This is a genomic window from Priestia sp. D51, from assembly GCF_053345675.1.
Window position 1 is genome coordinate 14,732 of record NZ_JBLTIR010000019.1, and the last position, 22,283, is coordinate 37,014.

The window sequence follows — 22,283 nt, forward strand, 5'->3', positions numbered from 1 at the left end:
ACAATATAGTATAATAATAAATATTGCAGAATGATTATACACAGAAAGGATGACAAATATGAATCATGGACCTTCTCTTCTTAAACAACTAAAATTATGGCATATCGTCGTGATAGGATTAGGCTACATGGCACCCATGGCCGTTTTCGATACATTTGGCATTGTAACTGAATCCACAGATGGACATGTTTCAGGTGCTTATGCATTCACGTTGATTGCTATTTTATTCACAGCCATTAGTTATGGAAAAATGGTAAAAGCTTTTCCTGGAGCTGGTTCTTCTTATACATACGCACAGCAAGTAATGAATCCAAGCATTGGTTTTTTGGTAGGATGGACGGCTCTTCTTGATTATCTATTTCTACCGATGATTAATGCACTTTTGACAAATATTTACCTAAGCTCTCTGTTTCCAGGTGTTCCAAAAGCCGTATGGATTATCAGCTTTGTGGTCATCATGACCATAATGAATATTTTTAGCGTTCATTTAACCGTTTCTTTTGGTACGCTATTAGTTGCTTTTCAAATTTTAGTAGCTATCATCTTTATTATTTTAAGTGCTACAACTCAAGGGCAAGAGCTATCATTTAAACCGTTTATAAGTGAATCGGCTTCTATATCTCTTTTATTAAACGGAGCAGCTATTTTATGCTTTTCTTTTTTAGGGTTTGATGCTGTAACCACCATGGCTGAAGAAACACTTAAGCCTGAGAAAACCATTCCCAAAGGGATTCTCATTATTGCATGTACGGGAGGCGCCTTATTTATTACGGTTTCTTACTTTGCTCAGCTTCTTTTCCCTTCAGCCTCTTTGTTTCATGATTTAGAAGGTGCATCGGCTGAAATCGCTTATAAAATTGGCGGCCAGCTGTTTCAATCTATTTTTGTAGCAGCAGCCTTAACATCAACTATTGCTTCTGGACTTGTCTCACATATGAGTGCATCAAGACTTCTCTACGCAATTGGGAAAGATGGTTATCTGCCACGGAGAATTTTTGGCTATATTCACCCTAAAACAAAGACGCCTGTTTGGAACGTAGTCATTATTGGTGGTCTCTCTTTAATTTCACTAAGTCTGTCTCTTGAAAAAGCTACCTCTTTAATTAATTTTGGTGCTTTAATTGCGTTCAGTTCAGTTAACATAGCGGTTTTTATCCATTATTTTATTCAACAAAACAAACGATCTCTCAGTGGATATATTTCATATGTACTTATGCCTTTACTCGGCAGTTTATTTTTATTTTTTATGTGGCTTAACTTAGAAAAAACATCCTTATTTATCGGTATTGTATGGAGTATAATTGGAATTATTTATTTACTGATTGCCAGACGAAAAAATACTATTACCATTCCTACTTTTCATTTTGATTAAGGAAATAGGCTTAACACACCTCGACATATTTCCCCAGAAATAATGTCGAAAAAAAGTAATCGAGACATAAACAAATCAATCCCATCTACACACGCACAAAAAGGTAAACGATCTAATATGAATCGCTCGTTACACCGCTGTTGATTTCCGTGCAAGGCTTCGCTTTCCTCGGGCGGCCGTTGAGCCTCCTCGTCGCTTGCGCTCCTGCGGGGTCTCATCTGTTCCGCTTTTTCCGCAGGAGTCTTCGCCTTGCCCTCCAATCAACACCTAGAGGCAACTAAATACATGAAAGCTACATTTACTATATCAATAAAAAAATCCGAACGTATTTGATTCTCAACTAAGAATCAAACTCGTTCGGATTTTTCTTCAACTAAAATACTTTCATACCAGCCTATTTTTATTTTTTAGATTGTGAGACTTTTTCTAAAATGCGTCTTTTACGGTAAAGCATCATTCCAACTTCTCCTATATCGCTAATCGCTTGTTTGTTAATATACGCCCCAAACACCATCCCTGCTATAGGAATCATTTGAAATAGCTTTTTCCATCCCAAGTTGTCTCTATAGGTTAGAAACACTTCTCTCCAACCTTGGAGCTGCTGCAAGCTCTGCGTTCGATTGCCGCTTGCTAATTCTTCTAAAATCGCACGCTTTCCTACAATATCAGAGGATGAAAACTGCATGCATTTGACCATAAAAATGCGTTCCTCTTGCTCAGTGGGATCGTAACCATAAGAAACAGCCACTTCTTGCAGTGTCTTAAGCGTAAGTCCCAATACAAAAGGAATATCAATCGCCAGTGTGAAAATTCCACCTACTCCGGTTGTAGCTCCTTGCAGCTGCGCATTCTTTTTTCGGACTTCAATAAAATACTCCGCCAACTCATCCATTTCCTGCAGAGATAAATGCTGAACATCCTCTATTGACAGCTGCTTATTTTCTTGTAATTGGGCTGATGCTTTCTCTAGCGTGGCAGACGTATTAGCTAAATACTGGCCTCCATTATCAACATACTTAGCAATTTCATCTAATAATTTTTCTATTTTTTGATGAATGAACTTTGGCGTTACTTTATCTAAAGCTGAAAAAGGCAAGCGAGCCAGCCGCTCCCAGAAAAAAAGTCCTTTTTGGTCTTTCTCCCACTTTTCAATTTTTCGTAATTCTATTCTCAATTGTTCATGCTCTGACATATCCTCACTCTTTTCCTCGATTTATCAGCTCTGTCCTACTTGTTTATTCCGCACATATTTAATGATAAAAAATAACGCAATTAAAACAACAATTCCGATTCCAATAGGCTGCATGTATTGAGATACAATCGGACCCACCTCTTTCCACTTAGGTCCTAACTTATATCCTAAATATACGTAAATAGCCGTTACTGGAAGCATCGCAACAAATGTGTAAATAGAAAACAGCCATACATTCATTTTTGCCATCCCGCATGGAAAAGAGATAGCCGTACGCACTCCTGGAATAAACCGTCCAAAAAAAGCGACCCCGCTGCCGTACTTATTAAAAAAGCGATCGGCAGCGTCAATTTCTTTTTCTTTCACCAAAAAATATTTTCCATATTTTAAAACTAGCGGTCGTCCACCGTAACGTCCCAGTGCATAAAGAGTCAACGGTCCACACACACCGCCTACTGTACCTGCAAGGATAGCCAGATACAAGTTCATATCACCTTGGTACACCCAATACCCTACTAAAGGTAAAACAAGCTCTGCGGGGACAAACTCAAACGTTAATGCTAAAATTACGCCAAAATAAGAGAGCTGTTTTAGCGCTTCAATTAAAGAAAGTAAAACCGACTCTAACAAAAATTCTCCTCCTCATGTCATTAAATCTAAGACTGCAAAACTATAATTTAGCCGATTGATAGATAAAAACCAACGCGACATAGTTTTTTCCTTTCCCTCTTTACGTATGACGTACTACAAAAGTTTCAATAAAAAAAAGCGCTAGTTTTATCCAGCGCTTTTATAGTTTAAAGTTAATTTGAATAATACCTACTTTACGAAGAGCATCGTATAAAATAACTAAAGCCGGTCCTAAAAACAACCCGACAAAACCTAAAAGTTTAAATCCAATGTACAAACTAACTAATGCAGCCAAAGGTGAAATACCCATATTTGTAGAAAATACTTTTGGTTCTACTACACGTCTTACTACCGTAATGACTCCAAATAGAATAAATAAGCCGATTGCTAATGAGTCATGTCCTTGAGTAAGAGCAAAAATCCCCCATGGAACGAGCACCGAGCCTGTCCCAAGGATTGGTAAGATATCGACAATTACAATTAATAAACTAAGCAGCGCGGTATACGGAACATCTAATAGCCAAAGCCCTACATAAGCCATTACAAACGTCATGACACTTAAAATAATTTGTGCCTTAATAAAACCAACCCCCGCTTGGATAAGCTGAGTGATGACAACTTGTAGCTTATATTTCGTTTCTTCTGTTAAGAAAGACTTAATTTTATTTTTAATAGCAGGCAGCTCAAGGCTGATAAATACAAGCGCTACTAAATAAATAAGAAACTCTAGTAGAAACCCAGGAACAGTAGCAGCAAAGCTAATGATGATTTCCACGGTACTTTTTAATAGAGAATCTAATGAATTTACGGTTTTTTCAAGCGTGCGCTCGATAGAAGAAATCACTTCTGTAGGAAGAGCGTTTGAATAGTATTTCCACTTAATAATAGTTGGATAAATCGCGGTTTCATAGATTTCTTTTACAAATGAAGGCGCTATCTTTGAAAGAGCAACCACTTGCGTAACGATTGTCCGAACAATAAAAAACCCAATAAGTATGAGCGAAACAACATATAAAATGAAGGTCATAAGCACTGCGTAGACTCTCTTCATTTTAAAAGATTGATGCAATTTTTGAACAATACCCTCAAGCGCTAATGCTGTTAATAAAGCAAACACAATCGGTAAACTGTAAGGGATTAAAAAACATACGATTACTATCGAGGCGATGACCCATATTCGCTTTTTCCACATACTCTACTATCCCCCAACTAGCTAAGCTATCTCTATATTTATTGATAAAGAAAGGAACCAGTGACTGCTTTTATGTAAGAATAAAATTTGGATATATTTATACCTGATGTTACATATTATAGGGTCAATTTCCATAATAATAAAGGAATTATTATGAAAAAAGCTACTTATTCTAATTTTTTGAATAGAATAAGTAGCTTTTTAATTTATAAATTAGCCGGCTCTCATGACCTCTGTACCTTTTTTAGGGTCAAATTTGCCTTCAGATTTAGACATCACAATTGCTGCTAGTGTGTTTCCTACTAAGTTAACAACCGTACGTGCCATATCCATGATTCTGTCTACTCCCGCAATGAAGGCTAATCCTTCTGCCGGAACGCCGATTGTTCCAAGAGTAGCCAGTAATACAACAAATGATGTTCCTGGCACCGCAGCCATTCCTTTAGATGTAACCATCAATACCAGAATGAGCGTCAGCTGTTGAACGATCGTTAAATCAATACCATACACTTGCGCTAAGAATAAAGCTGCAATCGCTTGATAGAGAACAGAACCATCTAGGTTAAATGTATAACCAATTGGTACAACGAACGATACAATAGCTTTTGGACAGCCCATCTTTTCAAGCTTTTCCATAATACGCGGAAGAACTGTCTCAGAACTAGATGTACTGTATGCTAACAACAGTTCATCTTTCATATAGCGGAATAAGTGGAAAATGTTAATTCCTGCCCATTTCGCAATTCCTCCTAATACAACAAGTAGGAAGAAAATTAACGCTAAGTAAACTAAGATAACAAGCTTTCCTAATGAAAGGAGTGACTCTAAACCGAATTTCGAAACTGTGACACCAATTAAAGCAAATACTCCAATCGGAGCCACTTTCATTACTAGGTTTACCACGTGAAACATTGCGTGAGAAACGCCGTCAAAGAATTGAACAACAGGCTTTCCTCTTTCTCCAATTGCCGCTACTCCAAGTGCGAACAATACTGTAAAGAAGATAATTGCTAGCATGTCCCCTTCAACAATTGACTGGAAAAAGTTTGTCGGAACAATGTGTAAGAACGTTTCAGCCACTGACTTTCCTTCTTGCTGTTTGGATGTTTCAACGTATTGTGAAATATCACTCTTCTGTGCTGAATGAATGTCTACACCTTGCCCTGGATGAAAAATATTAGCAACCAATACACCGATTATAATTGCAAAAGTCGTAATAATTTCAAAATAGAGAATGGTTTTAACGCCGAGCTTTCCGACCTGTTTACCGCTACCTGCTCCTGCAACTCCAACGACTAAGCTTGAGATAACAATTGGAATAACAATCATCTTAATTAATCTTAAAAATAGGTCTCCCAGCGGCTGTAGGTATGTTACTACACGCGGATCGTTAAACCAAATTACTCCTACAAGAACACCGAGGATTAAACCGGTAAAAATCTGCGTAGCCAAACCAAAACGAATTTTTTTCATAGATGTACCTCCCCAAAGATGTATGACATTTGTATATACTTTTCTGAAAAAACAAAAAAAGACTATTCTTAAGAAAGAACAGCCTTTTACTTACGCTATTTTGGGCTCTTTCTCTCAATAAAGCAAACGAGGTTAACTGTCGGATTCGGAATTGAGAGTTTCCTACCTTTTGTAAGGATTCACCCCAAGGCAGCTTTACTGCCGATAATGATTCCCCCGCTCTATACGATTAAGCTTATTATTCAATTTTTATAAAATTAAAACGATCTATACGTTGTCATACGTTTTTTACAGTCAATAAAACTAAACAGAAGTCTTACTTTTACTTAACTTTATACTGCACAAATATTAATTTACTATTTTTCGACACGTTTTGTCAATACCCATGTTTATAAAACGCTTTCAAAAGACAATAATATATATTTATGCAAAAAAGCTATTGCAATGTTGCAATAGCTTTTTCTTGCTTTTTAAGTCTTTATCAGAAGTTTAAATGGCTATAAAATACGCTTATTTATTTTATAAAAATACAAAATATAGAATAGCCGCTAAGACAATTCGATAAATGGCAAACGGAACTAATTTAATGCGGTTGATTAATTTTAAGAAAAAGCGAATCGATATAAGCGCAAAAATAAAGGCGCTGATAAAACCAGCAATAAAAAACGGTAGTGCATCTGATGTGAAATATTTCCAGTTTTTAACCAATGAAAGTCCACTTGCTCCTGCCATAATTGGCACTGCCATAATAAATGTAAAATCTGCGGCTGCCTTATGGCTCATTCCAAGAAGAACCCCTCCTGAAATCGTTGAGCCTGAACGAGAAAAACCTGGCCAAAGAGCAATACATTGAAACAGTCCTATACCTAGTGCTTGTCCATAAGACATTTGGTCCACCGTCTCTACACGCGGACGTTTAGGTCCAAACAAATCTGCTAGAATCATTAATACAGCTCCGACCACTAAGCCAATTAGCACCGTATTTAAAGAAAACAAATGTTCATCAATGTAATCATCAAACAAAAGGCCTAACACTCCTGCGGGTAACAAACCAACAATTACCTGCATTAAATTTAAGCGATTTGTCGGTCCAATTGCAGCAGCTGGTTTCTTTCCTAATCCTAATAAATTAATAAAACGATCTTTAAAAATAACAACTACTGCTAAGATCGACCCTAGCTGAATAACAATCTTAAATGTATTAGCTACTGGAGATGAAAATAATTCTTTTGAATTTAACCACAGGTCATCCACAATAATCATATGCCCAGTTGACGAAACGGGAGCAAACTCTGTTAAACCTTCTACAATCCCTAAAATGATTGCTACAATAATTTCCCACATAAAGCTATGTACCTTGCCTTTCTTTCAAATTAATAAGCTTATCGCTTCGTTTTACATGCTCAACTATTTTCCTATTTTGACACTTGCTTTTTTATCATAATTGTTAAAACTATGAAATACAATGTGTATTTGCAAAAAGATAAGAATCTTTAATAATTTGTAATAAAAAGCTTACATGCTAAAACCAAAAAACAAGATATCAGCTTTTATTTATTTTAAAAAGCAGTTACTATGTTCAGTATAAATTCTGGTCCCTTAGCTAAAAATGAATCATCTAGACTATTTTTCTTTAGTGTGAAAAAATGACTAAATCATTATGTTTTTTCCATCCCCCCTTACTGTCATCTATCATTTTAATCCAATAGGGCTGACTTATACGACATATCCCCTAAGTAATTTGAAACTTTTTTCTCTCTTTTCTCGTATATAGTAGTATCTTTTTTAGGAGGCTTTTTACTATGAATGGAAATGTACGTACAATGAAATGGGTCACTGCTGGGTATGAAGCCTTGCTGGGAATTCCTTTAATTGGCGCGGGGATTGTTATGGGCTTTAGCTATACTCCTCTTTTTATTGGATTTATTCTTCATGCTATCACACTCATTTTAGCTAATAGACGAGGGTTATCTGCTTATGGAAACATACTAGGGCTTGTTACCTCACTGGTTGCTTGGATTCCATTTTTGGGATTTATCATGCATATTATTACAGCTATTGTGATTGCAATCGATGCTGCTAGACAACGCTAATTGTCTAGCTTTTTTTATTTAAGGGTTGATTTTTTACCGAATGATGGTAAACTTAAGCCGTAAATTGAATAATTTGAATGTTATTTCTACTAGGGGTGTCTGATAGCTCAGACTGAGAGAAGAGTGCAATAAAACTCTTTAACCCTTTGAACCTGATTTGGGTTATACCAGCGGAGGGAAGTAGTCTTGAAAAGAATAGTATATGTTTATTCTTTTTTTGCCTATTCCATCGGGTTCTGTCTATCACAGAACCCGATTTTTTTATGGTTCGGTATAGCTACACTTTATGCGAAACCGGAGGAATATGTAATGTCAAAACAAAATGTATCAGTTTCTATGAAAAAGCCTTTTCCAAACAGTCACAAAGTATATGTCCAAGGATCCAGACAAGACCTTAAAGTGCCTATGCGCGAAATTCATCAGTCTCCTACTACAGGGTCTTTTGGTGAAGAAGAAAATTGTCCCGTACGTGTGTACGACACGAGCGGTGTTTATACAGATCCCTCTTATGAAATTAATTTACAAAAAGGATTACCGGCTCTGCGCGAAAAGTGGATTGCAGAACGAAACGATGTAGAAACATATCAAGGCCGTACGGTTCAGCCACAGGATAACGGTTATTATGATGGTGATCCAAGAGATCAGTACGAGCGCTTTATTATTAATCGTTTACCTTTGCGCGCGAAAAAAAATCAAAATGTAACGCAAATGCACTATGCGAAAAAAGGAATCATCACGCCCGAAATGGAATTTATCGCTATTCGCGAACAGATGGATCCTGAAGTTGTGCGTGAAGAAGTAGCAAGAGGACGTGCAATTATCCCTAATAATATCAATCACCCTGAGAGCGAACCGATGATTATCGGCCGCAAATTCCATGTAAAAATTAATGCTAATATCGGAAATTCAGCTATTCGTTCAGCTATTGAAGATGAAGTAGAAAAAATGACATGGGCAACGCGTTGGGGAGCCGATACAATTATGGATCTATCAACAGGAAAGGATATTCACACAACACGCGAATGGATTATCCGCAACTCGCCTGTTCCTGTAGGGACCGTTCCTATTTACCAAGCGCTTGAAAAAGTAAAAGGCGTAGCAGAAGATCTAACGTGGGAAGCATACCGTGATACATTAATTGAACAAGCAGAACAAGGTGTTGATTACTTTACTATTCACGCAGGTGTTCTTTTACGTTATATTCCTCTGACAGCGAAACGTACGACAGGTATTGTTTCACGCGGAGGATCCATCTTGGCGCAGTGGTGTTTAGCTCATCATGAAGAGAACTTTTTATATACTCGCTTTGAAGAAATCTGTGAAATCTGTAAAGCATACGATATTGCTATTTCGCTTGGCGATGGGCTACGTCCTGGTTCCATTGCAGATGCTAATGATGAGGCACAGTTCGGTGAATTAGAAACGCTTGGTGAATTAACTAAAATTGCTTGGAAACACGATGTTCAAGTTATGATTGAAGGTCCTGGACATGTTCCAATGCATCTCATCAAAGAAAACGTAGATAAACAAATGGAAATATGCCAGGAAGCTCCCTTCTATACTCTTGGACCGCTTACAACCGACATCGCTCCAGGCTATGACCATATTACATCAGGTATTGGTGCTGCAATGATTGGCTGGTTTGGAACAGCTATGCTTTGCTACGTAACGCCAAAAGAACATTTAGGACTCCCGAATAAAGAAGACGTTCGCGAAGGCGTTATCACCTATAAAATTGCTGCGCATGCTGCTGACCTAGCAAAAGGCCATCCAGGAGCACAAAAACGCGATAATGCTCTGTCTAAAGCAAGATTTGAATTTAGATGGAATGATCAATTTAACCTGTCACTAGATCCAGAGCGCGCAAAAGAATATCACGATGAAACACTTCCCGCTGAAGGTGCTAAAACAGCCCATTTCTGTTCAATGTGTGGACCTAAATTCTGTTCGATGCGTATTTCTCAAGATATTCGTAACATGGCTCAAGAAAATGAAAAAGATGTAAACGAAGTAAGAAAAGAAGGAATGAAAGAAAAAGCTAAAGAGTTTGTTAACAGTGGTTCAAATATCTATCAATAATGAAGTAGAACAGCTTAAAAAACAAATTAAGCAGCTTGAAGGAAAGTTATTATTTGTTCAGCAAAATTGTCAGCACATTATCGTTGAATCCTCACATTCTTCCGTAAGACGCTGCATTAAGTGTTTCTATCAACAAGATGCAAAAAGGACTTCGTAAAGAAGTCCTTTCATCTTTTTTTGAAACGTGCTTTCAGCATGTTCTTAATCCAATATAGTATTTTAATAATAACCCAGCCTATAAATGTACCTAGCGTATTCAAAAAGATATCATCAATATCAAATACTCGTTCCGTTAGCTTGTACTGTAAAATTTCAATCAGAAAACTGATTAAGAAACCCGTCGTAAAGACTTGAATAAAACCGTCAAACCACTTCATAAACAACGGAATAAACATTCCAAGCGGCGCAAACATCACGATATTTCCCAGTATATTTGTCAGAGTGAGCATTATATTACCGCTGTCCCACATCAGACGGATTGTACTAAATAAATCCAAGTTCATTGCTTTTCCGTAAACATGTTCGTTTTCCCGTATGAGCGTAGCGTAAATGACCACTGCCGTATACGCAATAAATAGAGTGAACATGACTTTTTTAACAATTGACCTGATGCTTACATTCACTTCAACATCACCTTCTTTGACTCCCAAAACCATTTATTATTATCTATATGTACCCGTCCACTGCTTTCATTCGTAGTGAATGCATTTATATGCTTTTTTATCCTATCACATCAATAAATAAATACAATTCCCTTTATACAATTTTATTAAACTTGATTCTTTATAAATAAAAACCCTCATTATTTTATGCTACTCATTTCATTAATTTCTACATATATAAATAATAAGAAGCAGCGAGTAACACTTCGCTGCTTCTTATTTAATCTGGATAATAAGGATTCAAATGGATTAATACTTCCTGAATATTATCATGCTTTTTCATAAGTGTAGCTTTGATTTCTCGTCCTAAATCATGACCTTCCTTAATTGTTTTAAAGTGGTCAATTGAAATACGTACATCCACTAATATGTAATGGCCATGTTCTCTTGCTCGAACGCGATCAATCCGCTTCACATCTTCAAATTCATAAATACTTTCTTCAAGTTCTTTCAGTAGCTCTTCATCAATATTGCCTTCCATTAAGATTTGAAAAGACTCTCCCATCATTTGTCTGGCAATGTTAAAAATTAAATAAGCAACAAAGATACTTGCTATTTTATCTCCGTATAACAGCAGTTGAACATCCATTTTATCACCAATAATGGATAATAAAACACCAATTGCCGCTGCAATAGAAGCAACAATATCTGCTTTATGATCAAATGCAATTGCCTCAATTGCCTTACTGTGGTGCTGCTTGGCTACGTTTAAAGAATAACGGTACAATAATACCTTTGCTATGTATGAAATAACAGCAATCCACATGGCTAAAATATTTGGAGATTCAACCGGATGGAATAAACCAACGACTCCTTCAAATACCACATAAAATGATACAAGCAATAAAATAATTCCTACAATTCCTGAGACAATTACTTCTGCTTTTCCATGCCCGTATGGATGATCATCATCTGCTGGCTTATTTGCTACTCGTATAACCAACAAGACAATAATAGAGGCAAATACGTCCGCTGCAGAGTGAATACCATCAGCAAATACGGCATCACTATTTCCAATCCATCCTACTATTACTTTTCCTAGCGTAAGGGCAATATTGCTCCATACGCTAATCCATGCTACTTTTTTCGCAATGGACTCCCTTATACTATTATTCATTTGCACACCTCGACTTACTTCTTGAAAAATCAGCTTTTTTATCTTATCACTGTTCATTCAAGTGGGTCTAGAGCAACCTATTTTCATTTAGCTATATATGTTTCAGCACCGCAAAATTACTGATAATCCACAACATATCTTTCTTATTTCTCTGCCAACTTCTTATGATCAGTTGCCATTGGAGGTTCTTCCATCCACCCTTGCTCAATCATAATTCGAATTCCATCTTTTCCGTACTTCCCTATACGCCCAATTAGCTGAGAAAATTCTACTGCTACATCCGAACGGAAGGCCATAGACAAACCAGCACCGCAGTTATCAATAGCGATCGTCACCGCTGTAGAAGTATGATACATCATCAGCTTATCTGAAAACGGTGAAATCGGTGAGTTGGTTACATATGCATCAAGCAGCCTCGGACTTGGTAAATCAGCTTCAGACAGTAACTCGGTGAAGTGCTTGATTTGCTTACTTGCAAGCTTGACTCCATCAAAAAAATAAGAGCGTAATTTTTGTGTGGTAGCTACTTGACTAAAGGCCAGCATCAGCGTTTTACCTAATACATTTGTATTAACAATTTCTTGAATGGCGGTAACCTCTAAAGAAGTTAAAGGATGCATTTGAGAGAAAAATGGTGATATAAATGTTTTTTCGTCCACAAAATTCACTTTTACAGGATAAGGAATAACCGGAGGTCTCATCAGCATGCTTTTTCTTAAAATAACGTGGTTAGAATTCTCTAAAAGAATGTCGCTTTCTTTTACACATCGAGATAGGTGGTCATAAATATCTTGCCTTCTCACTGCGCTTAGCGCTCTGGCATATTTCTTCATACCTCCAATGGCCATTTCGTTTACATAAATAGCCATAAAAATATCATCGAATAAAGCAGGAACTCCTTTGTTCACATCTTGTTCCCCAAACCCTACTGGAATTGGAATTTTTTCTGAACTGAATAATTCCGTCAATTCGTCTACATGAGTTTGTGAAAACTGATGTGCTTTTTTTAAAAGTTCCTTAATCTCTGGATCTTTTACAACAGATAGAAAATATCCAAGAACGCATACATACAGCGTATCGCCTAAATATTGCGCCCATAAGTAACCTAACTCGGCTGCATTCAACCGCTGATTTTGTTGATGTTTTTGCATTTCACTCTTTATATTTTCGTTCATTCACTTATTCTCCTTTTGGATAAGGTCGTACTTTTACTATCTCCAAAGAAGCGCTGAATAAACCGCATAAAAAAGACCTAGATAACAAGTCTAGGCCTTTTAGGTTATGCATATTTTTGGTCTTCGGTCTCTTTTCTAAAAAAGCTTTTCATCGCATGAAAAACGTCTGATTTTTGTTTTAAAATAAAGTGTCTAAAGCTTTCGTCTTGAATGTTTTTGTACGCAGACATTAAAGTGGAATGTCGATTGTACTGATTCACTTCCCCATACCCAAACATATTTGACACTTTCATTAATTCATTTACTAACTTTACACACCTTGCGTTATCTGAAGTTAAGTTATCACCATCTGAAAAATGAAACGGGTAAATATTATAACGGCTCGGATCATACTTTTGGTTAATTAATTCAAGCGCTTTTCGGTAAGCAGATGAGCAGATGGTTCCTCCACTTTCTCCTTTGGAGAAGAAGTCTTCTTCTGACACTACTTTTGCCTCTGTATGATGCGCAATAAATTCAATTTCCACCGTTTCGTATTTCGTACGTAAAAAGCGTGTCATCCAAAAGAAAAAGCTTCGTGCCATATATTTTTCCCATATGCCCATCGAACCGCTCGTATCCATCATAGCTAAAACGACTGCTTTCGATTCTGGCTTTATAACTTCATTCCACGTTTTAAATTTTAAATCCTCCGGATAAATAGGATGAAAAGCAGGCTTTCCTGTCATTGCGTTTCGCTTATAAGCGCTCATCATCGTTCGTTTTTTATCAATATTCCCCATCAAACCTGTACGTCGTATATCATTAAATTCAATGTGTTCCACAACAATTTGATCAGATTCTTTTCGCTGAAGATTAGGCAGTTCTAATTGAGCAAATAAAGCCTCTTGAAGTTCCATGAGGGACACTTCCGCTTCAAAGTAGTCTTCTCCAGCCTGGTCACCTGCTCCTTGACCTTTTCCTGCTCCTTTTTGACCATCTCCAGCAGATCCGTCACGTGCTACTACATCCCCAACTTTACTGTCTCCATCACCTTGACCCACATGTTTGTTTTTATCATAATTGTACCGAATTCGATATTCATCCAATGATTTGATCGGGATTTTAACAACTTCTCTTCCATTGGACATCACGATATTTTCTTCTGTAATTAAGTCCGGTAAATTATTTTTAATGGCTTCTTTAATTTTTTCTTGATGTCTTTTTTGATCATCGTGGCCTTTACGATGGAGGGACCAGTCTTCTTTTGAGACAGCAAAACTTTTATCTACTTCTTTTCCCACGCTATTCCCCTCCTTATTTAAAAAACACCTGCACGTTTTTACTCGGCATGCATAAGCTATACCGAAAGTTTCTGACAAATACCTTTAGTTCAAAGGTTGGTTACTCTTATCCTATGCGCAAGAATGGTATACTTGCTAACTAATTCTTTTACTGTTAACTATTCATTTTATAGTGTCTAGTGTCATGTATATGTTTATGACTTATCATATGATGGTTAAGTGCAATGCGTACTACACAATAGCCTAATTATGCAGAGTTTATTTTAAGAGATAAGAAAAACATGGCACAGATCGGAAGTGCCATGTTTTCTTGTTAGTACTGAGTTATCGATTTAACAAACTTCCTACATAGCGCAGCAGTTCATTAGCAGATACTGAATTGTATCCATGCTCATCAATCAATCGAGCCACTACTTCATTTACTTTCTTCAGCTGCTGCTCATCTGGTGTTTTAGTGGACGTTGTAATTTTCACTACGTCTTTTAAATCTGCAAACAGTTTTTTCTGAATCGCTTCACGTAAGCGTTCATGAGAATTATAGTCAAATCGTTTTCCTTTACGTGCATAAGCGGAAATACGAATTAAGATTTCTTCGCGGAATGCTTTTTTCGCATTTTCTGAAATACCAATTTGTTCTTCAATTGAACGCATTAATTTATCATCTGGATTTAACTCTTCTCCTGTTAGCGGATCACGAAGCTTATTTTTGTTGCAGTATGCTTCGACATTATCTAAATAATTATCCATTAATGTTTTAGCAGACTCTTCATAAGAATAAACGAACGCTTTTTGTACTTCTTTTTTAGCAATTTCATCATATTCTTTACGCGCCAGAGAAATATAATTCAGGTAACGCTCTCGGTCCTCAGCAGAAATAGACGCATGCTGTGCTAATCCTTCCTTCAATGAACGCAGTACATCTAATGCATTGATTGATTTAATATCTTTTCGAATGATGGTAGACGAAATGCGGTTAATGACATAACGTGGATCAATACCGCTCATTCCTTCATCCGTATATTCTTTTTGTAACTCTTCTACGTCTGCATCGTTATAGCCTTCTACAGATTGACCGTCGTATAAGCGCATTTTCTTTAACAAATCGATATCGCCTTTTTTAGGCTCTTTTAATCTTGTTAACGTAGTAAAAATAGACGCAATACGTAGCGTATGAGGGGCAATATGAACATCTGATACGTCACTTTCACGAATCATTTTGTCATAAATTTTTTCCTCATCACTCACTTTTAAGTTATATGGAACAGGCATTACAATAATTCGTGAATGCAAAGCTTCATTTTTCTTATTGGAAATAAACGAGCGATACTCTGTTTCATTTGTATGAGCTACAATTAATTCATCTGCACTAATTAAAGCAAATCTTCCTGCTTTAAAGTTTCCTTCTTGGGTTAAAGAGAGTAAATGCCATAAAAATTTCTCGTCACATTTTAACATCTCCTGGAACTCCATCATTCCCCGGTTTGCTTTATTAAGCTCTCCGTCAAAGCGGTAAGCGCGCGGATCTGACTCAGATCCATACTCTGCAATTGTTGAAAAGTCAATGCTTCCTGTTAGGTCAGCAATGTCTTGAGATTTCGGATCAGAAGGACTGAACGTTCCAATTCCAGTTCGTTTGTCCTCTGAGAAGAAAATGCGTTCGATGATGACGTCTTCAATTCTGCCGCCATACTCTTCCTCTAATCGCATTGTATTTAAAGGAGATAAGTTTCCTTCAATTCGGATACCATACTCTTCAAAGAAGTCTTTACGTAAATGATGTGGAATTAAATGCAGCGGATCTTCATGCATTGGGCATCCTTTAATAGCGTAAACAGCTCCTCGATCAGTAAGCGAATAAGCTTCAAGCCCTCTTTTTAACATGGTCACTAGCGTCGATTTACCACCACTTACTGGACCCATTAAAAGTAAAATACGTTTACGAACATCTAAACGCTTTGCAGCTGGGTGAAAATATTCTTCCACCAAGCGTTCTAGCGAATCTTCAAGTCCAAACATTTGTCCACTGAAAAATTTATAATGTCTTTTACCATTTACCTCTTCAATTCCTGCATCCTTTATCATGTTGTATACTCTAGAGTGTGCAGGCTGAGCAATTAAAGGCTCATCTTTAATCAGCTTTAGGTACTCTTCAAATGTCCCTTCCCACTTAAGACGATTCTCTTCTTCGCGGTATCTTTCAACTTTCTTTAATATATCCATTAAAGGACCTCCCCTACTAGTTATGGTGCTAGTGAACAAGATTAATACAATCTATGCAGCAAAATGTTTGAACATGCTTTTTAAATTGTAAAATTCAGAAATTTGTCCTTGCTAGGCATTCACAGTGAAGTATTTATTAGCTATAATAAAAGAGTAAGAAGGAACGGTTAAATTTTATTAGAGAACTTACGTCTCTAGAAGAGTTATTTTGTCATTATTATCATCATGAGATATGGGAAGTCGGTTTTAACTGCAGTAGCTGTATAATCCTTTTAATTAGATTGAGGAGGAAAATCAATGCGCTTACTTTTAGTATTAGGAGTAACAATTGCTTTTTTAGCATCCATCTTCAGAGCGGGATACAATGATAAACCGGGCGTTAAAAAATAACCACTACATATCATCGTCGACATAAATAAAAAAGCGAGGTTCAAATTTTATTGAACCTCGCTTTTATTTAAGATAAACCAGCGTAATTTTGTTGACGCAGCGCTTCATAGATTAAAATAGCTGCTGTATTAGATAAATTTAAAGAACGAACATTTTCTGTCATCGGTAAACGAAGACATCTTTCCATGTTCTCTTCAATAATGTGCTTTGGCAGACCCTTTGTTTCTCTCCCAAATACGAAGAAATGATCCTGCTCTAAGTCACTATAATCAAATGTTGTATGTGGCTGTTGACCAAATTTTGTGATGAAGTAAAAGCCTGCTTCAGGATACTTTTCAAATACTTCTTCTAATGAATCATGATACACCACATTTACAAATTCCCAGTAATCCAATCCAGCTCGCTTTAACATTTTATCATCTGTTGAAAAGCCTAACGGCCGAACTAAATGCAGCGTCGTATTTGTTGCTGCACATGTTCGCGCAATATTTCCTGTATTTGCTGGAATTTCTGGTTGAAATAACACTACGTGTACTCCCACAAATTTTCACCTCTGCTAACAAATCTATTCATCATTATACCACTAACTTGCTAAAACGAAAGACTTACCGATCAACGATATGGAAAAAATCATACTTAATCTTTGGCGTGTAAGCCGTTGAATCTTCATAAGCCCAATATCTCATTCGACTATTATACGTGTTCGCATTCACAAGAGGCATACCATGACCGTCTTTTGCTACAACAATCGTCGTATGATTCCATCTTCCATCTCCTTCAAAATCGTAGCAGATAACGTCTCCCGGGACAAGTTCGCTTGCTGAAGATTTCCTCACAGCCCGAAGTCCTGATTTGGAGTTACTTAAATAGCTGTGCATGGAATGAGCAACGGCCCAGCTATAGCTCCAGGCGTTCCCTCTCATCCACCATCCGTTTGCTTTTTTAGGATACCCCCGCATCGGCGCCTTTCCTGCATGCAAACACTGTGAGATATAGTTGGTGCAGTTTACCTCAAACTGCTTATAACTTTCATTAGGTTTATCCCAATGCTTTTCTGCATACTGAACAGCTGCAAGACGATCATAATAAGAGGCTCTTTCTTCGTCTTCCTCTACTTCTTCTACATCCATTTCAACCTCATCTTCAGAAAAATCCTTTACCAGTAGCTCATCTTGAATAAGTGTATCTTTATAAAAAAGAGCTAAACGATCTTCAATTTCTTCTTCTATATAGAAAAAATCGTTTTGTTTTAAAAATGCCTGAATGTGCACCTTATATAATACTCTTGTTTCTTCCTGATCCGTATGAGCAGATTGAATAGAACCTTTCATATTACATTTTAAAACATCAACTTCTCTTTTTTTTACAAGAGACCGCTTTAGCTCACACTGCTGTTCAATGAAAGGCTTAAAGTCTTCATGAAGCTCACCTTTTACATAGCTGTCCGCACGCGCTTTAATTAAAGTATATAATACATTCCTTTTTGTTAGCATAATGTCACCACTTTTCTAAGCGTTTATTATACGCTATGACTCATTAGCTAACTTTATCAATAAAAATACGGTTTAGATCTCTTGAAGCATCTCTATACCTTTTGACATTTCTTCAATTACTTCTTGGTCCTTTTCTTTTTCTCTTAAGTTCATAAGTGTATCTAATGCTTCTTTATCACCAATTTTGCCTAACGCCCATGCCGCCGTTCCTCTAATGACAGGGCGAACGTCATTTTTAATTAACTCAATTAAATCTGGAACAGCGGTTTGATCTTTAAAATGGGCAAGTGCAATAATGGCATTACGCTGAATTGGCTTTTTCCCTCTCCATGACCCTGAAACATGTCCAAATTTCTCTTTGAACTCACGATTACTCATCGTTAAAAGCGGTTTTAATTTAGGCTTCGCAAGTTCTGGGTCAGGCTCCATCTCAGGGTGAAAATGAAAGTCTTTGCCTTTATTTTCAGGACATACAGTTTGACATGTATCACAGCCATATAAACGATTGCCTAATTTACTTCGAAATTCTTCAGCTAAAAATCCTTTTGTTTGGGTTAAAAAGGCAATACATCGCTGCGAATTCAGCTGACCGCCTGTTACAAGCGCACCGGTAGGGCACACATCTACGCACTTATTACAAGTACCACAGCCGTCTTCTATCGGTTTATCAGGAGGAAACGGGATATCTGTAATCATTTCCCCTAAATACACGTAGGAACCGAATTCAGGTGTGATAATGGCACAGTTCTTACCGCTCCAGCCAATACCAGCTCTTTCTGCTACAGCTCGGTCCGACAGCTCGCCTGTATCTACCATCGATTGAAGGATAGCTGCAGGTACTTTTTCTTTTATGAAAGCTTCAAGCTTTTGAAGCCTATCACGTAAAACCGTATGATAATCTTGTCCCCAAGAAGCACGGCAAAAGATCCCTCGGCGATCTTCCTTTGTGCTCTTTGGTGCATCCTTTAATTTAGAAGGATACGCAAGTGCAATTGAAATAATGGATCTAGCTTTTGGAACAACTAATGTGGGATCTACTCTTTTTTCAATATCAGGTTCCTCAAAGCCTGAAGCATAACCTAACTCTTGCTGTGCTAACAATCGATTCTTTAACTCATCAAACATAGAAGCACTCGCAAATCCAATCTTATCGATTCCAATCTCTTTGCTGTATGAAATAATTTCTTCCTTCAACTGATACGCATTCATAGTGAGTAATAGCCTCCTTTCTAAGAAATTCTATATATTCATGCATTGAACTGTTTTCTCACTCAATGAAATGATAGGATGGTATCTATAAACGAACAAATACTAATTATAATAGAAAGGATCAAAAAAATGAACTTTACATTATCACCCGCTATTAAACAGCTTTGCCCTTCTTTTAAAATGGGAATCATTCAGTATAAAAATATTGAAGTTGGCGATTCTCCTCAAATGCTAAAAGGACGTCTGCGCCTTTTTCAAGAATCCATTTATTTTGACCTTGAGTCAAAAAAAGTAACAGAATTTGAAGGTGTTAGCGAGTGGAGAAAGCTTTTCAAAACGTTTGGAACGGACCCAAGTAAATACCGTCCTTCTATAGAAGCTTTAATTCGACGGATAGGAAAACAAACGTATCTTCCTTCTATCAATTCTGCTGTGGACATTAATAACTTTTTTTCATTGCAATATGAAGTACCAATTGGAATTTATGATTCTTCTAATATAGAGGGCCACGTTGAATTTACTATCGGTAAAAAAGAAGAGTCTTACGAAGCTCTAAATGAACGTAACATTTCTTTAGAAAATAAAATCATTTCAAAAGATGCCCTAGGAGCTTTCGGAAGCCCTTATGTCGATTCTAACCGAGCGTACGTAACTGAAAAGACAACACAAGCTGTACAGTTCATCTATTTAAAACCTTCACTTTCAGAAGAACAGGCTTATAAACTAACTAAATCCTTAAGTGACATGTTCATTCAAATTCACGGCGGCGAAGCAACCTATCAAGTCATTAACTGGTGTACGTAAATATAGCGTCTATCTTTTCAAGATAGACGCTATATTTACGCTAAAAATAAAAAACGCAACATCTCAGCTTTGAAAGCGAGACACTGCGTTGTGATAACAATATGTATGGAGCGGGTGATGAGAATCGAACTCACGACATCAGCTTGGAAGGCTGAGGTTTTACCACTAAACTACACCCGCAAATATTATCAAAATTTGTCGACCAATAAGTAAAAATAAAAACAGGAATCATCCTGTCAAGTAAAGCTAAAGTACCGATGGTCGGGGTCGAACCGACACTCCCGAAGGAACACGATTTTGAGTCGTGCGCGTCTGCCAATTCCGCCACATCGGCAAAATAAAAAAGGCAAGTTAAAATTATAAATGGTGCCGAGGGCCGGACTTGAACCGGCACGGTAGTCACCTACCGCAGGATTTTAAGTCCTGTGTGTCTGCCAATTCCACCACCCCGGCAGCTTGTAAATAAATGGAGGCGGCAACCGGATTTGAACCGGTGATAAAGGTTTTGCAGACCTCTGCCTTACCACTTGGCTATGCCGCCATTTACTCAAGACTAAATAACTTTATTAAAATTAAATTGGAGCGGAAGACGAGGTTCGAACTCGCGACCCCCACCTTGGCAAGGTGGTGTTCTACCACTGAACTACTTCCGCAAATATGGCTGGGCTAGCTGGATTCGAACCAACGCATGACGGAATCAAAATCCGTTGCCTTACCGCTTGGCGATAGCCCAATATTGGAATATGCATATCGTTTATAAATGGGGCGACTGATGGGAATCGAACCCACGAATGCCGGAACCACAATCCGGTGCGTTAACCACTTCGCCACAATCGCCACGTATATATGCAATATTAATTTTATAATTGGCAGGGGCAGTAGGAATCGAACCCACACTGACGGTTTTGGAGACCGTAGTTCTACCTTTAAACTATGCCCCTGTAAATGGTGGAGGGGGGCAGATTCGAACTGCCGAACCCGAAGGAGCGGATTTACAGTCCGCCGCGTTTAGCCACTTCGCTACCCCTCCACAATAACTGTGGTGCCGGCAAGAGGACTTGAACCCCCAACCTACTGATTACAAGTCAGTTGCTCTACCAGTTGAGCTACACCGGCATTTTAAAAACAAATGTTTTTAAAATGGTGGCTCGGGACGGAATCGAACCGCCGACACAAGGATTTTCAGTCCTTTGCTCTACCAACTGAGCTACCGAGCCTTATTAAATTTAAAATGGCGGTCCCGACGGGAATCGAACCCGCGATCTCCTGCGTGACAGGCAGGCATGTTAACCGCTACACCACGGGACCACTTGGTTGCGGGGACAGGATTTGAACCTGCGACCTTCGGGTTATGAGCCCGACGAGCTACCGAACTGCTCCACCCCGCGATGATAATATATGGTGGAGGATGACGGGATCGAACCGCCGACCCCCTGCTTGTAAGGCAGGTGCTCTCCCAGCTGAGCTAATCCTCCACTATTATGTAGATAAAAATAAATGGTGACCCGTACGGGATTCGAACCCGTGTTACCGCCGTGAAAGGGCGGTGTCTTAACCGCTTGACCAACGGGCCACTGTGCTAATTAAATAAAAATGGCGGAGAGCAAGGGATTTGAACCCTTGAGACAGCGTTAACCGCCTACACGATTTCCAATCGTGCTCCTTCGGCCACTCGGACAGCTCTCCAAATGGCTCCACAGGTAGGACTCGAACCTACGACCGATCGGTTAACAGCCGATAGCTCTACCACTGAGCTACTGTGGAATAATAACAGCCTGGCAACGTCCTACTCTCACAGGGACAAAGTCCCAACTACCATTGGCGCTAAAGAGCTTAACTTCCGTGTTCGGTATGGGAACGGGTGTGACCTCTTCGCTATCGCCACCAGACATATTATAT

The 22,283-nt window shown here is 38.0% G+C and carries 18 protein-coding genes, 17 tRNA genes, 1 rRNA gene and 2 riboswitches; of the genes, 4 read left to right on the forward strand and 32 right to left on the reverse strand.

Annotated features, from left to right (window positions below):
• Positions 1-58 precede the first annotated feature (58 nt).
• A complete protein-coding gene (locus ACNHOZ_RS27900; RefSeq protein ID WP_028412680.1) occupies positions 59-1,372 on the forward strand; it encodes an APC family permease in 1,314 nt (437 codons plus the stop codon).
• A 129-nt stretch (positions 1,373-1,501) separates the two neighbouring features.
• Here ACNHOZ_RS27900 and ACNHOZ_RS27905 read toward each other — a convergent pair whose 3' ends face one another.
• From ACNHOZ_RS27905 to ACNHOZ_RS27930, 6 genes are all read right to left on the reverse strand, one after another.
• A complete protein-coding gene (locus ACNHOZ_RS27905) occupies positions 1,502-1,636 on the reverse strand; it encodes a hypothetical protein (RefSeq protein ID WP_255256646.1) in 135 nt (44 codons plus the stop codon).
• 136 nt (positions 1,637-1,772) lie between these two features.
• A complete protein-coding gene (locus ACNHOZ_RS27910) occupies positions 1,773-2,564 on the reverse strand; it encodes an EcsC family protein (protein ID WP_028412681.1) in 792 nt (263 codons plus the stop codon).
• A gap of 24 nt (positions 2,565-2,588) precedes the next feature.
• Positions 2,589-3,194: a DedA family protein gene (locus ACNHOZ_RS27915; protein ID WP_013055189.1), complete on the reverse strand. Its 606-nt coding sequence runs from the start codon at positions 3,192-3,194 to the stop codon at positions 2,589-2,591.
• Between the two features lie 160 nt (positions 3,195-3,354).
• Positions 3,355-4,386, reverse strand: coding sequence for a sporulation integral membrane protein YtvI (gene ytvI / locus ACNHOZ_RS27920; RefSeq protein ID WP_048022269.1), 1,032 nt, complete (start codon positions 4,384-4,386; stop codon positions 3,355-3,357).
• 213 nt (positions 4,387-4,599) lie between these two features.
• The gene (locus ACNHOZ_RS27925) at positions 4,600-5,859 is read right to left on the reverse strand and encodes a cation:dicarboxylate symporter family transporter (RefSeq protein ID WP_025753247.1); all 1,260 of its coding nucleotides are present in this window, start codon (positions 5,857-5,859) and stop codon (positions 4,600-4,602) included.
• Between the two features lie 106 nt (positions 5,860-5,965).
• Positions 5,966-6,105, reverse strand: a riboswitch (cyclic di-AMP (ydaO/yuaA leader).
• Positions 6,106-6,378: 273 nt separating this feature from the next.
• The gene (locus ACNHOZ_RS27930; protein ID WP_447697426.1) at positions 6,379-7,203 is read right to left on the reverse strand and encodes an undecaprenyl-diphosphate phosphatase; all 825 of its coding nucleotides are present in this window, start codon (positions 7,201-7,203) and stop codon (positions 6,379-6,381) included.
• 458 nt (positions 7,204-7,661) lie between these two features.
• Here ACNHOZ_RS27930 and ACNHOZ_RS27935 point away from each other — a divergent pair, with 458 nt between their 5' ends.
• Together ACNHOZ_RS27935 and thiC are read left to right on the forward strand one after the other, a co-directional pair.
• On the forward strand, positions 7,662-7,952 hold the full coding sequence (locus ACNHOZ_RS27935) for a hypothetical protein (RefSeq protein WP_014461804.1): 291 nt from the start codon (positions 7,662-7,664) through the stop codon (positions 7,950-7,952).
• 81 nt (positions 7,953-8,033) lie between these two features.
• Positions 8,034-8,148, forward strand: a riboswitch (TPP riboswitch).
• Positions 8,149-8,261: 113 nt separating this feature from the next.
• A complete protein-coding gene (gene thiC, locus ACNHOZ_RS27940; RefSeq protein ID WP_048022271.1) occupies positions 8,262-10,031 on the forward strand; it encodes a phosphomethylpyrimidine synthase ThiC in 1,770 nt (589 codons plus the stop codon).
• Between the two features lie 167 nt (positions 10,032-10,198).
• Here the strand turns inward: thiC and ACNHOZ_RS27945 are convergent, their stop codons facing one another.
• The 8 genes from ACNHOZ_RS27945 to queG form a co-directional block, all read right to left on the reverse strand.
• Entirely contained in the window at positions 10,199-10,654 is a 456-nt protein-coding gene (locus ACNHOZ_RS27945) for a VanZ family protein (RefSeq protein ID WP_224357742.1), read from the reverse strand.
• A gap of 259 nt (positions 10,655-10,913) precedes the next feature.
• On the reverse strand, positions 10,914-11,810 hold the full coding sequence (locus ACNHOZ_RS27950; protein WP_014461808.1) for a cation diffusion facilitator family transporter: 897 nt from the start codon (positions 11,808-11,810) through the stop codon (positions 10,914-10,916).
• Between the two features lie 143 nt (positions 11,811-11,953).
• The gene (locus ACNHOZ_RS27955) at positions 11,954-12,985 is read right to left on the reverse strand and encodes a DUF3231 family protein (protein WP_048022273.1); all 1,032 of its coding nucleotides are present in this window, start codon (positions 12,983-12,985) and stop codon (positions 11,954-11,956) included.
• A 104-nt stretch (positions 12,986-13,089) separates the two neighbouring features.
• Positions 13,090-14,268 (reverse strand): sporulation protein YhbH, encoded by a 1,179-nt coding sequence (gene yhbH / locus ACNHOZ_RS27960; RefSeq protein WP_028412691.1) that lies wholly within the window; start codon positions 14,266-14,268, stop codon positions 13,090-13,092.
• A gap of 324 nt (positions 14,269-14,592) precedes the next feature.
• Complete coding sequence (locus tag ACNHOZ_RS27965) at positions 14,593-16,488, reverse strand: PrkA family serine protein kinase (RefSeq protein ID WP_013055179.1); 1,896 nt, start codon at positions 16,486-16,488, stop codon at positions 14,593-14,595.
• 457 nt (positions 16,489-16,945) lie between these two features.
• Positions 16,946-17,419 (reverse strand): tRNA (uridine(34)/cytosine(34)/5-carboxymethylaminomethyluridine(34)-2'-O)-methyltransferase TrmL, encoded by a 474-nt coding sequence (gene trmL, locus ACNHOZ_RS27970; RefSeq protein WP_016762878.1) that lies wholly within the window; start codon positions 17,417-17,419, stop codon positions 16,946-16,948.
• Positions 17,420-17,483: 64 nt separating this feature from the next.
• Positions 17,484-18,371, reverse strand: coding sequence for an amidase domain-containing protein (locus ACNHOZ_RS27975; protein ID WP_028412692.1), 888 nt, complete (start codon positions 18,369-18,371; stop codon positions 17,484-17,486).
• A 72-nt stretch (positions 18,372-18,443) separates the two neighbouring features.
• On the reverse strand, positions 18,444-19,580 hold the full coding sequence (gene queG / locus ACNHOZ_RS27980; protein ID WP_033580873.1) for a tRNA epoxyqueuosine(34) reductase QueG: 1,137 nt from the start codon (positions 19,578-19,580) through the stop codon (positions 18,444-18,446).
• A gap of 129 nt (positions 19,581-19,709) precedes the next feature.
• On the opposite strand from queG, the gene ACNHOZ_RS27985 reads away from it, so the two are divergent.
• Positions 19,710-20,384, forward strand: coding sequence for a B3/B4 domain-containing protein (locus ACNHOZ_RS27985; protein WP_048022275.1), 675 nt, complete (start codon positions 19,710-19,712; stop codon positions 20,382-20,384).
• 106 nt (positions 20,385-20,490) lie between these two features.
• Here the strand turns inward: ACNHOZ_RS27985 and ACNHOZ_RS27990 are convergent.
• From ACNHOZ_RS27990 to rrf, 18 genes are all read right to left on the reverse strand, one after another.
• Positions 20,491-20,564: transfer RNA gene (locus tag ACNHOZ_RS27990), tRNA-Gly, on the reverse strand.
• Between the two features lie 72 nt (positions 20,565-20,636).
• A tRNA-Leu gene (locus ACNHOZ_RS27995) sits at positions 20,637-20,718 on the reverse strand.
• A 30-nt stretch (positions 20,719-20,748) separates the two neighbouring features.
• Positions 20,749-20,837 (reverse strand) — tRNA-Leu (locus tag ACNHOZ_RS28000).
• Between the two features lie 14 nt (positions 20,838-20,851).
• Positions 20,852-20,925: transfer RNA gene (locus ACNHOZ_RS28005), tRNA-Cys, on the reverse strand.
• A gap of 37 nt (positions 20,926-20,962) precedes the next feature.
• A tRNA-Gly gene (locus tag ACNHOZ_RS28010) sits at positions 20,963-21,037 on the reverse strand.
• Positions 21,038-21,042: 5 nt separating this feature from the next.
• Positions 21,043-21,117 (reverse strand) — tRNA-Gln (locus ACNHOZ_RS28015).
• Positions 21,118-21,145: 28 nt separating this feature from the next.
• Positions 21,146-21,221, reverse strand: a tRNA-His gene (locus tag ACNHOZ_RS28020).
• Positions 21,222-21,251: 30 nt separating this feature from the next.
• Positions 21,252-21,325 (reverse strand) — tRNA-Trp (locus ACNHOZ_RS28025).
• 5 nt (positions 21,326-21,330) lie between these two features.
• Positions 21,331-21,414, reverse strand: a tRNA-Tyr gene (locus ACNHOZ_RS28030).
• A gap of 10 nt (positions 21,415-21,424) precedes the next feature.
• A tRNA-Thr gene (locus tag ACNHOZ_RS28035) sits at positions 21,425-21,500 on the reverse strand.
• Between the two features lie 25 nt (positions 21,501-21,525).
• Positions 21,526-21,601: transfer RNA gene (locus tag ACNHOZ_RS28040), tRNA-Phe, on the reverse strand.
• Between the two features lie 15 nt (positions 21,602-21,616).
• Positions 21,617-21,692 (reverse strand) — tRNA-Asp (locus ACNHOZ_RS28045).
• A 3-nt stretch (positions 21,693-21,695) separates the two neighbouring features.
• A tRNA-Met gene (locus ACNHOZ_RS28050) sits at positions 21,696-21,772 on the reverse strand.
• An 11-nt stretch (positions 21,773-21,783) separates the two neighbouring features.
• Positions 21,784-21,859 (reverse strand) — tRNA-Val (locus ACNHOZ_RS28055).
• A 23-nt stretch (positions 21,860-21,882) separates the two neighbouring features.
• Positions 21,883-21,957 (reverse strand) — tRNA-Glu (locus ACNHOZ_RS28060).
• 21 nt (positions 21,958-21,978) lie between these two features.
• Positions 21,979-22,070: transfer RNA gene (locus ACNHOZ_RS28065), tRNA-Ser, on the reverse strand.
• 3 nt (positions 22,071-22,073) lie between these two features.
• Positions 22,074-22,148 (reverse strand) — tRNA-Asn (locus ACNHOZ_RS28070).
• Between the two features lie 9 nt (positions 22,149-22,157).
• Positions 22,158-22,273, reverse strand: a 5S ribosomal RNA gene (rrf, locus tag ACNHOZ_RS28075).
• Between the last annotated feature and the right edge of the window lie 10 nt (positions 22,274-22,283).